This window comes from Mesorhizobium sp., assembly GCF_004963255.1.
GTDB lineage: Bacteria > Pseudomonadota > Alphaproteobacteria > Rhizobiales > Rhizobiaceae > Mesorhizobium.
Map to the genome: position 1 here is coordinate 135,433 of NZ_SUGA01000008.1, position 12,349 is coordinate 147,781.

The 12,349-nt window shown below is 64.3% G+C and carries 11 protein-coding genes and 1 pseudogene; 2 read left to right on the plus strand and 10 right to left on the minus strand.

Features of this window, described 5'->3' with window-relative positions; translation table 11 throughout:
* From E5X34_RS11950 to dusB, 4 genes and pseudogenes are all read right to left on the minus strand, one after another.
* Positions 1-1,041, minus strand: a pseudogene (locus E5X34_RS11950) (PAS domain-containing sensor histidine kinase); the annotation flags it as partial.
* A gap of 127 nt (positions 1,042-1,168) precedes the next feature.
* On the minus strand, positions 1,169-2,629 hold the full coding sequence (gene ntrC / locus E5X34_RS11955) for a nitrogen regulation protein NR(I) (RefSeq protein ID WP_042642300.1): 1,461 nt from the start codon (positions 2,627-2,629) through the stop codon (positions 1,169-1,171).
* Entirely contained in the window at positions 2,626-3,768 is a 1,143-nt protein-coding gene (locus tag E5X34_RS11960) for a nitrogen regulation protein NR(II) (protein ID WP_292564547.1), read from the minus strand. The genes ntrC and E5X34_RS11960 overlap by 4 nt, the downstream gene beginning before the upstream one ends.
* Positions 3,765-4,793 (minus strand): tRNA dihydrouridine synthase DusB, encoded by a 1,029-nt coding sequence (dusB, locus tag E5X34_RS11965; RefSeq protein ID WP_292564550.1) that lies wholly within the window; start codon positions 4,791-4,793, stop codon positions 3,765-3,767. Before dusB ends, E5X34_RS11960 begins: the two co-directional genes overlap by 4 nt.
* A 254-nt stretch (positions 4,794-5,047) precedes the next feature.
* On the opposite strand from dusB, the gene E5X34_RS11970 reads away from it, so the two are divergent.
* Positions 5,048-6,277 (plus strand): bifunctional 2-C-methyl-D-erythritol 4-phosphate cytidylyltransferase/2-C-methyl-D-erythritol 2,4-cyclodiphosphate synthase, encoded by a 1,230-nt coding sequence (locus E5X34_RS11970; protein ID WP_292564553.1) that lies wholly within the window; start codon positions 5,048-5,050, stop codon positions 6,275-6,277.
* Positions 6,274-6,780, plus strand: a complete 507-nt coding sequence (locus tag E5X34_RS11975) for a CinA family protein (protein WP_292564556.1) — start codon at positions 6,274-6,276, stop codon at positions 6,778-6,780. Before E5X34_RS11970 ends, E5X34_RS11975 begins: the two co-directional genes overlap by 4 nt.
* Here E5X34_RS11975 and E5X34_RS11980 read toward each other — a convergent pair.
* The 6 genes from E5X34_RS11980 to E5X34_RS12005 form a co-directional block, all read right to left on the minus strand.
* Entirely contained in the window at positions 6,759-7,214 is a 456-nt protein-coding gene (locus tag E5X34_RS11980; protein WP_040982927.1) for a type II toxin-antitoxin system RatA family toxin, read from the minus strand. The genes E5X34_RS11975 and E5X34_RS11980 overlap by 22 nt on opposite strands.
* 6 nt (positions 7,215-7,220) lie before the next feature.
* Entirely contained in the window at positions 7,221-8,186 is a 966-nt protein-coding gene (lipA, locus tag E5X34_RS11985; protein WP_292564559.1) for a lipoyl synthase, read from the minus strand.
* A gap of 122 nt (positions 8,187-8,308) precedes the next feature.
* Entirely contained in the window at positions 8,309-8,566 is a 258-nt protein-coding gene (locus E5X34_RS11990) for a GlsB/YeaQ/YmgE family stress response membrane protein (protein WP_042642286.1), read from the minus strand.
* A 174-nt stretch (positions 8,567-8,740) separates the two neighbouring features.
* Entirely contained in the window at positions 8,741-10,189 is a 1,449-nt protein-coding gene (lpdA, locus tag E5X34_RS11995; protein ID WP_292564562.1) for a dihydrolipoyl dehydrogenase, read from the minus strand.
* A 28-nt stretch (positions 10,190-10,217) separates the two neighbouring features.
* Positions 10,218-10,856 (minus strand): SGNH/GDSL hydrolase family protein, encoded by a 639-nt coding sequence (locus E5X34_RS12000; RefSeq protein WP_292564565.1) that lies wholly within the window; start codon positions 10,854-10,856, stop codon positions 10,218-10,220.
* 117 nt (positions 10,857-10,973) lie between these two features.
* On the minus strand, positions 10,974-12,344 hold the full coding sequence (locus E5X34_RS12005) for a pyruvate dehydrogenase complex dihydrolipoamide acetyltransferase (RefSeq protein ID WP_292564568.1): 1,371 nt from the start codon (positions 12,342-12,344) through the stop codon (positions 10,974-10,976).
* Between the last annotated feature and the right edge of the window lie 5 nt (positions 12,345-12,349).

The window sequence follows — 12,349 nt, forward strand, 5'->3', positions numbered from 1 at the left end:
GACGTCGAGATTGCCGGTGGCCACCTCGTCGGCGGCGCCGATCAGCTGGCGGATCGGCCGCACGATCCGGTCGGCGACGGCGATGCCGGTCCAGATGGCCGACAGGATGATGATCAGCGTGAGCGACAGGTAAGGCAGCGCAAAGGCAACCTGCGAGGTCCGCCGGTTGTCTTCCAGGTTGCGGTATTCGTCGGTGTTGGCCTTGACGATCTGGCGCGCCTTGATGACGTCGGGATCGACCAGCCGGATCGTATAGAGGTAAAGCCCTTCGATCTCGCGCAGCTTGATGATGGCGCCCATGATGTTGCGGGTGCGCGGCTCGATTAGCACCGGCTTGCCGGCCGCCGCGGTGTCGACGGCGCCCGCCGGCGGTTCAGGCATGGCGAAGTCGGCGTCGGTCTTGGCTTTCATGACGAACGAGCCGTCAGGGTTGATCAGGGCGGCGTGCGCCAGTCCGCGGCCAACGGCTTCCTTGTTCAACAGATCGAGGAAACCACTACGGTCGAGGCCGTAGAGCGTGCGCGAGGCATCGAGATCGTATGCCATCGACAATGTCGTGCCCTGCAGGTTGCGCGCGTTCTCCTGCACATAGGCATCGGCTATCGACAGCGACGAGTTCACGATCGTCTTGGTGCGGATCTCGAACCAGCGGTCGAGACCGATGTCGAGCGTGATCGAGGCGATGATCGCTACCATGATGGCCGGGATGGCGGCAACCAGCGCGAACATCGCGACGATGCGCACATGCAGCCGCGAGGCGGCCCGACCGTGGCGACGCGCCAGGACGATGCGGCGCACCTCGCGGGCGATCAGCGCGATCAGGAACAGGACGAAGACGGCGTTGGCGGCGACCAGGGCCCAGGTCGTGTCGGCGGTCGGCGCGATCGGCGTTGCACCGACCAGGATGGCAAACGAGATCGCCGCCGTGATCACCGCGCCGGCGATGGCGACCACGCCGGGCAGCGCCAGCAGCCGTCGGCCGTCACGCGTGCCGGCCTGGCTGAAAAGCGGTTGGTTCAGGGTCGGAGCCTCAGCTGCCATGTCGCGCTACAGAGTCGGTCATTGCGTCGGATGTATGCAACGCATTGTGGCGATTATGCAACAAGTGTGGCCGAGGACGAAATCTTTCCCCCGTCAATTCGCCAATTACCGAAGGCAAGAGGCGGCGCTATGGCTGCCTGGACGACTTGTAGACGTTGACGCCAAGCTCGCGGATCTTCTTGCGCAGCGTGTTGCGGTTGAGTCCCAAAAGCTCCGCGGCCTTGATCTGGTTGCCCCGCGTCGCCGTCATCGAGGCCAGCACCAGCGGATACTCTACCTCGGCGAGAATGCGCTGGTAGAGCCCCGACGGGGGCAATTCGCCGGCAAAGGAAGCGAAATAGCGCTGCAGGAAATGCTCGACCGCCTGGCCGATCGACAGATCGTCGGGGATGAGCGCGCCGCCATCCGGCACGACCGGCCTTTCGCCGGTCTTGAGCTCGGACTCGATGATCTCCGACGAAATCTCGTCCTGCGAATAGAGGGCGGCCAGCCGGCGCACCAGGTTTTCCAGCTCGCGCACATTTCCCGGCCAGGGATAGCGCTTCATGAGCTCGATGCCGCCGGACGAAATACGCTTGGTCTGCAGGCCCTCGCTGGCGCCCTGCTTGAAGAAGTGCCGGACCAGATCGGGAATGTCCTCGGAACGCTCGCGCAGCGCCGGCAGCCTCAGCGGCACGACGTTGAGGCGATAGAACAGGTCTTCGCGGAAGAGGCCCTGGTTGATCAGCGTGCGCAGGTCCTTGTTGGTGGCAGCGACGATGCGCACGTCGGTCTTGATCGGGGTGCGGCCGCCGACCGTCGTGTACTCGCCCTGTTGCAGCACGCGCAGCAGCCGGGTCTGCGCTTCCATCGGCATGTCGCCGATCTCGTCGAGAAACAGCGTGCCGCCCTCCGCCTGCTCGAAGCGGCCGCTGGAACGGTTCTGCGCGCCGGTGAAGGCGCCCTTCTCGTGGCCGAACAGTTCCGATTCGATGAGGTCACGCGGTATCGCCGCCATGTTGATGGCCACGAACGGGCCGCCGCGGCGTCGGCCATATTCGTGCAGTGCGCGCGCCACCAGCTCCTTGCCGGTGCCGGACTCGCCGCTGATCATGACCGTGAGATCGGTCTGCATCATGCGCGCCAGCATGCGGTAGATGTCCTGCATGGCGGCGGAGCGGCCGACCAGCGGCATCGTTTCCGGCTGATCCTCCGCGCGCGCGTCGAGCTTCGGCCGCTTCGGCTCGGACAGCGCCCGGTTGACGATGTTGAGCAGCTCGGTGAGGTCGAACGGCTTCGGCAGATATTCGTAGGCGCCCGTCTCGGACGCGCGGATGGCGGTCATGAAGGTGTTCTGGGCGCTCATGACGATGACCGGCAGCTCGGGCCGAGCCTTCTTGATGCGCGGCAGCATGTCGAAGGCGTTTTCGTCCGGCATTACCACATCGGTGATGACGAGGTCGCCTTCCCCCGCCGCCACCCAGCGCCACAGGGTCGAGGCGTTCGAGGTGACACGCACTTCGTGGCCGACGCGCGACAGCGCCTGGTTCAGCACGGTGCGGATGGCCGCATCGTCGTCGGCGACCAAAATATTGCCGCGAACGCTCATTTGCGGTCTCCTTCTGCTTCATCGCCTGAGCCGGGCGAAGTCTCCTTCCAGGCCGGCATCAGGACGCGGAACGTAGTGCCCCGCGGCGTCGAATCGCATTCGATGATGCCGCCATGCTCGCCGACGATCTTGGCGACCAGCGCCAGCCCGAGGCCGGAGCCATTCGGCTTGGTGGTGATGAACGGATCGAACAGGATCGGCAGGATGTCTTCCGATACGCCGGGACCGTTATCGTGCACGCAGAATTCCAGCGGCAGCGAGACGCGGTCCTGCGTTCCAGGTACGGAAACGCGAATGCCGGGACGAAATGCCGTCGACAGCACAATCTCACCCTGCGGATCCGATCCGATCGCCTCTGCGGCGTTCTTGACCAGGTTGAGGAAGACCTGGATCAGCTGGTCACGGTTGGCGAAGACCGGAGGCAGTGATGGATCATATTCCTCCAAGATCTTGATCCGCCTGGCAAAACCGTTCTTGGCGATCGCCTTCACATGATCCAGAACCACGTGGATGTTGACAGGAAAACGCTCGATCGGCCGCTCATCGGAAAACACTTCCATGCGGTCGACCAGCGATACGATGCGGTCGGTTTCGTCCGTGATCAGGCGGGTGAGCGCGCGATCCTCGTCCGAAGCCGACAATTCGAGCAACTGCGCCGCGCCCCTGATGCCGGAGAGCGGGTTCTTGATCTCGTGCGCCAGCATGGCGGCCAGGCCGGTGACGGAGCGCGCAGCGCCGCGATGCGTCATCTGGCGGTCGATCTTGTCGGCCATCGACCGTTCCTGGAACATCACGACGACGGAACCCGGAAACTCCGGCACAGGCGCGACATAGAGATCGACCATCTTCTCGATGCCGAGGCGCGGCGACGAGACGTCGACGCGGTATTCGTTGACCGGCGCACGGCGCTCGCGCACCTGGTCGACCAGCGTCAGCAGCGGGCTTCCGAAGGGCACCAGCTTGGACAGCGTGTTGCGGGCAAGCATGGTCGCGCTGGAGCGGAAGAAGTCCTCGGCATCCGCATTGGCGAAAGTGATGAAGCCCTCGGGATCGACCATGATCACCGGGCGGCGGATGGTGTTGAGCACGATGTTGGCGGCGTCCGCCATGCTAGTCGGCTGTGGGGCGTCTGCCTTCATGCCGCGCTCCGCAGGCCGGTCGACTGGGCGCCGTCGACAAAGGTGCGGCGCAATTCGGCAACGACCTCGCCCGGCTCGAAGGATGTGAGAATGCGTTTCCGCTGCTCGGCAGAAACATCGGGAGCATGGCGGTCAAGATACCAGCCGAGATGCTTGCGCGCTTGGCGCAGCCCGCTTTCGATGCCGTAGAGCGAAAGCATGTCCTCGTAGTGCGAGACGACGTAATCGGTTAACTCTTGCGCCGTCAGTGGAATACCCTGTGTCTTTGCGCCGCCCGCGGCTGCCGCAATGCCGCCGGCGATCCATGGCGCGCCGTAATGCGCGCGGCCGATCATCACCGCGTCGGCGCCGGATTGATCGAGGATCGCCGCTGCTTCCTCAGGCGCGCCGACATCGCCATTGGCCACCACGGGAATCGACACGACTTGCTTGATGCGGGCGATGGCGCGCCAGTCGGCCTTGCCCTGATAGAACTGGCAGCGCGTGCGGCCATGCACGGTCACCATGCTGACGCCGGCCTGTTCGGCGCGCCGCGCCAGCATCGGGGCGTTTAGCGCGCTTTCGTCCCAGCCGAGCCGCATCTTCACCGTTACGGGCACCGAAACGGCGCCGACCACCGCCTTGATCAGGGACAGCGCATGGTCGAGGTCGCGCATCAGCGCCGAGCCGGCATAACCGCCGGTCACCTTCTTCGCCGGGCAGCCCATGTTGATGTCGATGATATCGGCGCCCTCGCCCGCCGCGATTCGCGCGGCCTCGCCCATATGGGCGGCCTCGCGGCCGGCTAGTTGCACCATATGTACCGGCAGGCCGGAATGACGTATACGCAGGTCGCAGCCCGCCCTGCCCTTGGCCAGTTCGCCGCTCGCCACCATTTCCGACACGACCAGCCCCGCGCCATGCGCGTGGGCGCGCCGCCGGAACGGCTCGTCGGTGATGCCCGACATCGGCGCGAGGAAAACCCGATTGCGGATTTTCACCCTGCCGACATCGAGTGGCGATGCCAATGTGGTCAGTTCAGCCATGCACAAAAACCAAGCATGTTCGATCGTTGCACATTCTCTAGCCAGAAGTGTGGCATTGTGCAACGCGCAATGACGTCACATTAAGGCGCATTTTGGAAAATGCTGGCCTTCGGCCATCACCCCGACTAGAGCATGATGCCGAAAAGTGTGAGCGGTTTTCGGCCGACATCATGCTCTACTTCTTTGATTTAGAGACGGATTCAGATTTCAGGTCGAAATCGACCTGAAATCATCCGTCTCTAGGACCGATCGGAATGAGCGAGGCAAGCGAAAAGCAAGCGGCGTCCCCAGGCGGCGGGATCGGAGTGGTGATCGTGGCCGCCGGCCGTGGCGCGCGTGCCGGTCAGGCCGACGGTCCGAAGCAATATCAGCGCATCGGCGGCCGAGCCGTTATCGCTCATACTCTGGATATCTTTCTTTCGCATCCGTCGATCGGCCCGGTTGTTGTCGCCATCCACGCCGACGATGCCGAGCTGTTGCAACGCGCCGCGGGGGCACACGCCGAACGTCTCATCACTGTCATCGGTGGCCCGTCGCGCCAGGCCTCCGTCCGGCTCGGCCTCCTCGCGCTGAGGGACCAGGCACCCGAAAAGGTGCTTGTGCATGACGCCGTGCGCCCGTTCGTCGATGCCGGGCTGATCGATCGCACCATCGAGGCCATCGGCGAGCGCCACGGCGCCCTGCCGGCACTGCCCGTGGCCGATACGCTGAAGCGGGAATCGGCCACCGGCATGATCGACGAGACGGTGTCGAGGGCCGGCCTTCATGCAGCGCAGACGCCGCAGGGTTTTCCGTTCTGGCCGCTGCTTGCGGCGCATGAGAAGGCGCATCATCTGGGCAAGACCGAGTTCACCGACGACGCGGCGATCGCCGAATGGGCGCAGATACCGGTCAAGATCGTTCCTGGATCGCCGGACAACGTCAAACTCACCTGGGCAAGGGACATCGCATTGGCCGACGAGCGGCTCTCCAGCGCGCAGCAGCGCTTCCCCGATATTCGCACCGGCAACGGCTACGATGTGCATGCGTTCGAGCCCGGCGACCATGTCACGCTCTGCGGCGTCGCCATTCCCTATGATCGCAAGCTCTCCGGCCATTCGGATGCCGATGTCGGGCTGCATGCGCTGACCGACGCGCTGCTTGCCACCTGCGGCGCCGGCGACATCGGCACGCATTTCCCGCCATCGGACCCGCAATGGAAGGGTGCAGCCTCAAAAATCTTCGTCGAGCACGCGGCCAAGCTGGTGCGCGAGCGCGGCGGCCGCATCGCCAATGCCGACATCACGCTGATCTGCGAGGCGCCGCGCGTCGGGCCGCATCGCGCGGCGATGACGCAGGCGCTTTCCGCCATGCTCGGCATCGCGCCCGAGCGCATTTCGATCAAGGCAACGACCAACGAGAAGCTCGGCTTTGTCGGGCGCGGCGAAGGCATCGCGGCGATCGCCACGGCCTCCGTCGTCTATCCGGGAGAGGTTCCGGCATGAGCAACGCCGAACTTGCCATCGCTTTGCTCCAGGCCTGTCAGCAGCGCGGCATCATGCTGGCGACGGCCGAAAGCTGCACCGGCGGCCTGATCATTGCCGCGCTGACCGACATCGCCGGATCCTCCGCCGTGGTCGATCGCGGCTTCATCACCTATTCCAACGAAGCCAAGATGGAGATGCTCGGCGTCTCCGCCGCCACGCTCGAGGCGCATGGCGCGGTCTCGCGCGAGACAGTGCTGGAAATGGCCGCGGGCGCGCTGGCGCATTCGCAAGCAAGCCTCTCGCTCGCCGTCACCGGCATCGCCGGTCCGAGCGGCGGCTCAGCCGACAAGCCGGTCGGCCTTGTCTGGTTCGGGATTGCATTGGCCGGACAGCCGGTTGTCGCCGAACAGCAATTGTTCGGCCAGAAGGGCCGCGAATTCATCCGGCACGAGACGGTGCGGCACGCGCTGCAACTCGGGTTGCGGGCGCTCGGCGAAAGTCAGGCTGGCTTCGCGCCATAGATGACATCGGCGCGCTTCTCGAAGGCTTCCGAGAACATGCGGAAGGCGCGGTCGAACATCGTGCCCATCAGCGCGCCGAGAATGCGGCTCTTGAATTCGTAGTCGATGAAGAAATGCACCTCGCAGCCGCTGTCGGCGGGATCGAAGCGCCAGATGTTGCTGAGGTATTTGAACGGGCCGTCGATGTATTTGACGTCGATGGCGTTCTCGTCCGGCTTCAGCAGCACCTGCGTCGTGAAGGTCTCGCGGATCGCCTTGTAGCCGATGCTCATGTCGGCAACCAGGATGGTGCGGCCGTCCCGCTCCTTGCGCGAGCGCACGGTGAGCGATTCACAGAGCGGCAGGAATTGCGGGTAGGCCTCGATGTCGGCCACCAGCGCGAACATCTCTTGCGGTGTATGCGCGACGCGGCGTGTCGCCTCGAATTTCGGCATTGAAGATCAGCTGGCCTTCGCGAGCTGCGCCTCGCGCGCCGCGCGCAGCCTGGCGAAATCCTCGCCGGCATGGTGCGAGGAACGCGTCAGCGGGCTCGATGCCACGAGCAGGAAACCCTTGGTCTTGCCGATCGTCTCGTAGGACTTGAACTCGTCCGGCGGGATGAAGCGGATCACCGGATGGTGCTTCTTTGAGGGCTGCAGGTACTGGCCGATGGTCATGAAGTCGACATTGGCCGACCGCAGATCGTCCATCAGCTGCAGCACCTCGTTCCGCTCCTCGCCGAGGCCGACCATGATGCCGGATTTGGTGAAGATCGACGGATCGAGTTCCTTGACCCGCTGCAGAAGCCGGATCGAGTGGAAATAACGCGCGCCAGGACGGACCGTCAGGTAATTCGACGGCACGGTTTCGAGATTGTGGTTGAAGACGTCGGGCTTGGCGGCGACGACGATCTCCAGCGCGCCGTCCTTGCGCAGGAAGTCGGGCGTCAGGATCTCGATCGTCGTCGAGGGCGTCGCCGCGCGGATGGCGCGAATGACGTCGGCGAAATGCTGCGCGCCGCCATCTGCAAGGTCGTCGCGATCGACAGAGGTGATGACGACGTGGCTCAGCCCCATCTGCTTGACGGCGTGTGCCACGCGCGCCGGTTCATCCGGATCGAGCGCTGTCGGAATGCCTGTGGCGACATTACAGAAGGCGCAGGCGCGCGTGCAGATCTCGCCCATGATCATGAAGGTGGCGTGCTTCTTGTCCCAGCACTCGCCGATATTCGGGCAGCCGGCCTCCTCGCACACCGTCACCAGCTTGTGCGACTTCACGATCTCGCGCGTCTCGGCATAACCCTTGGAAACCGGCGCCTTGACGCGAATCCAGTCGGGCTTGCGCAGCACCTCCTGGTCGGGCCGGTGCGCCTTCTCGGGATGCCGCGGGCGCGGCCGGCTGGCGATCGTGTCGACGACTGTGACCATCTCAAACCCTTCGCGGCCGCTATTTTCAGCCGCCTTCCTTCGTCATCTAGGACTTTTCGCGGCAAAGAAAAAGGCCGGGGCAGCGCATGCCGCCACGGCCTTTTTCGCATAGCGCCTTTCCTTCAGCGGCGAACGAGCCGCCCGACGAAGATCAGGAGGCAGGCCCCGATGAAGCCGGTGATCAGATAGGCGACCCAGCCGACGCCGAACGACTGAATGTTGAGAGCCTGCAGGATCGCGTTCAACACGATCGCGCCGACGATGCCCATGATGATGTTCATGAAGATCCCAGTGTTGCTCTTCATGACCATCTCGGCCAGCCAGCCCGCCAGGCCGCCGACGATGATGGCTGCGATCCAGCCGACGCCATTCAAATGCATGTGCCAGTTCCTCCTCGATCAGGTGAAAATGCATCCGGATACGAACTGCCTTGCCGGCGGCTTTCTCCGGCTGCCGCATGTGAGTCTCACCCGACCAATCTAGCATGGATTGGCCATCTATCGCCGATCGGCGGCCTATCACCGATTGGTGACCTGTCATCGGTTGATGACCTGTCATGCGTTCAAAGCGCGGCCATAGGCGTCGAGCACGCTCTCTTTCATCATCTCCGAAAGCGTCGGATGCGGGAAGATCGTGTGCATCAGCTCTTCCTCGGTGGTCTCCAGGTTCATCGCCACCACAAAACCCTGGATGAGCTCGGTCACTTCGGCGCCGACCATATGCGCGCCGAGAAGCTGCCCGGTCTTCTTGTCGAAGATGGTCTTGACGAAGCCCTGGTCCTCGCCGAGCGCGATCGCCTTGCCGTTGGCGCTGAACGGAAAGCGGCCGACGCGGATGTCCTTGCCTTCGGCCTTGGCCTTCGCTTCCGTCAGGCCGACGGACGCGACTTGCGGGCTGCAATAGGTGCAGCCGGGGATCTTCAATTTGTCGATGGCGTGCACGCCCGGGAAATTGGCGATCTTCTCGATGCAGACGACGCCCTCATGCTCGGCCTTGTGGGCAAGCATCGGCGGGCCGGCGACGTCGCCAATGGCATAGATGCCTGGCACATTGGTCTTGCCGTAACCGTCGACGACCATGCAACCGCGGTCCGTCTTCACACCGAGCGCTTCCAGGCCGAGGTTTTCGATGTTGCCCTGCACGCCGACGGCGGAGATCATGCGGTCGGCGGTGATCTTCTCGACCTTGCCGTCCTTCATCTCGACATGCGCGGTGACCGAATTGGCGCCCTTTTCGACCTTGGTCACCTTGGCCTCGAGGATGATCTTCATCCCCTGCTTCTCGAACTGTTTTTGCGCGAATTTCGAGACTTCCGCGTCCTCGACCGGCATGACCTGGGGCAGCAGCTCAACCACGGTCACGTCCGCGCCCATGGTGCGATAGAAGGAGGCGAACTCGATGCCGATGGCGCCGGAGCCCATGACCAGCAGCGATTTCGGCATCTCCTTCGGCACCATCGCCTCGAAATAGGTCCAGATCAGCTTGCCGTCCGGCTCGATGCCGGGCAGCGCGCGTGGCCTGGCGCCGGTCGCCAGGATGATGTGCTTGGCGGTATAGGTGCCCTCGCCCTTGACGCCTTTCGGCACCGGCGGCTGCGGCTCCATCGCCTTCTTCGCCGTCTTCGAAACGACGACCTCGCCGGGCTTGGAAAGCTTGGCCTCGCCCCAGATGACGTCGACCTTGTTCTTCTTCATCAGGAAGCCGACGCCGGTGTTCAGCCTGAGCGACACTTTGCGCGAGCGGTCGACCACGGCGGCGGTGTCGGGGCTGACCTTGCCGCCTTCGAGCTTCAGGCCGTAATCCTTGAGGTGATCCGAATAATGCATGATCTCGGCCGAGCGCAGCAGCGCCTTGGTCGGGATGCAGCCCCAGTTCAGGCAGATGCCACCCAGATGCTCGCGCTCGACGATCGCCGTCTTGAAGCCGAGCTGGGCGGAACGCACCGCCGTGACATAGCCGCCGGGGCCTGAGCCGATGATGATGACGTCGTAGGATTCAGCCACGGGGTTTTCTCCCTGATCTTTCTGAAGGTTAGAGTGAGAGCATCACGCGCACGAGCGGCGCCAGCGCCTTGCCTATGTTGCGCGTGTTCTCGGCATCGAGATGGACGCCGTCGAGCGGCGTGGTGGTGGCGACGGTGCCGGCGTCGAAGAAGCCGCAGCCGGCCTCGTCGGCAAGTGCCGAATATTGCGGCGCCAGACGCTTGGAGGCGTCGTCGCCGCCGGCGAACATTTCCTTGAATTCGGCATTGTCGGTGCGCGTCACCACCGGCGGCGCGACGATGAGGATCTGCGGCGCGGGCCAGTCGAACGGATAGTCATGGCCGCGCACGATGTCGATCAGGCGCTGGATGCCCTGTTTGGCGGCAACCGGATTGCCGTGGATCCACGGCTTCATGTCGTTGGCGCCGAGCATGATGATGATCAGGTCGAGCGGCGCATGGCTGGTCAGGACCGTCGGCAGCACACGGGCACCATTGCGGTCCGCGCCGGCCAGATGGTCGTCGAAGGCCGTGGTGCGACCATTGAGACCTTCGGCGACGACCTGGATATCATCGCCGAGCTCAGCTCCGAGCACGCTCGGCCAGCGATCCTCGAGCGCATGGCGCCCGAGGCTGGCGGCGTCATAGCCCCAGGTGAGAGAGTCGCCATAGCAGAGAATCGTCTTCATGCCTTCGCCCACACCCCTGCCGTCAACTGTCGACCAGGCCGCCAGCGCGCGATCCGCCCGACGGCAAGAACAAGGCGAAAAGGCCGGTGAAGAATGTCCGCACCGCCTTTTCCCGTCCTACACCAGCATGCCCATCGGGTTTTCGATCATGCGCTTGAAGGCGCCGAGCAATTCCGCGCCGAGCGCACCATCGACGGCGCGGTGATCGGTGGACAGGGTCACCGACATCACGGTGGCTATCTTGATCTCGCCCTTCTTCACCACCGCCCGCTCCTCGCCCGCGCCGACCGCCAGGATCGTCGCATGCGGCGGGTTGATGACGGCGGCAAAGTCCTTGATGCCGAACATGCCGAGGTTCGACACTGCCGTGGTTCCGCCCTGATATTCTTCGGGCTTCAGCTTGCGGCTGCGGGCGCGGCTCGCGAGATCCTTCATCTCGTTGGAGATGACCGACAGCGTCTTTTCGTCCGCGTGCCGGATGATCGGCGTGATCAGGCCGCCAGGGATCGACACGGCGACGCCGACATCGGCATGCTTGTGCTTGACCATGGCGTTCTCGGTCCAGGAGGCATTCGCATCCGGCACCGCCATCAGCGCCATGGCCATGGCCTTAATCACCATGTCGTTGACGGAAAGCTTGTAGGCGGGAACTTCGCCTTTGTCGGTCTTCTTCATCGGTGCTGCGGCATTGAGCTGCGTGCGCAGAGCCAGAAGCGCATCGAGCTCGCAGTCGAGCGTCAGATAGAAATGCGGGATGGTGGACTTCGCCTCGACCAGGCGGCGCGCGATGGTCTTGCGCATGTTGTCATGCGGCACGAGCTCGTAGGAGCCTTCGGCGAACAGCTTCAGCACCTGATCGTCCGACATCGGCTTCGGCGCGGGCGCCGGAGCGGACGGGGCGCCGGTGGGCGCCTTCGCAGCCGGCGCGGCCTGGGCGCCGCCGGAAGCGATCGCCGCCTCGACGTCGACCTTCACCACGCGGCCATGCGGACCGGAGCCGGTCAGCGCCGTCACGTCGACGCCGGCATCCTTGGCGATGCGGCGGGCGAGCGGCGAAGCAAAGACGCGATCGCCGGCGGCGTGGCCGTTGGCGACGGGAGCAGGTTCGGGCTTCGCCGGCGCGGGCGCCGCGGTCGCCGCTTTCGGAGCCTCCTTGGGCGCTTCGGCCTTCGGGGCTTCCGCTTTCGGCGCTTCAGCCTTGGGCGCGGCAGCGCCGCCGCTCTTTGCCGCAGCGCCGGCATCCTCGCCCTCGCCGGCCAGGATGGCGATCAGAGCGTTGACCTTGACGCCTTCGGTGCCGGCCGGAACCACCAGCTTGGCGACCGTGCCTTCATCGACCGCTTCGACTTCCATCGTCGCCTTGTCGGTCTCGATCTCGGCGATCACGTCGCCCGGCGAAACCTTATCGCCTTCCTTGACCAGCCATTTCGACAGATTGCCCTCTTCCATGGTCGGAGAGAGCGCCGGCATAGTGATGTTGATTGGCATGATGT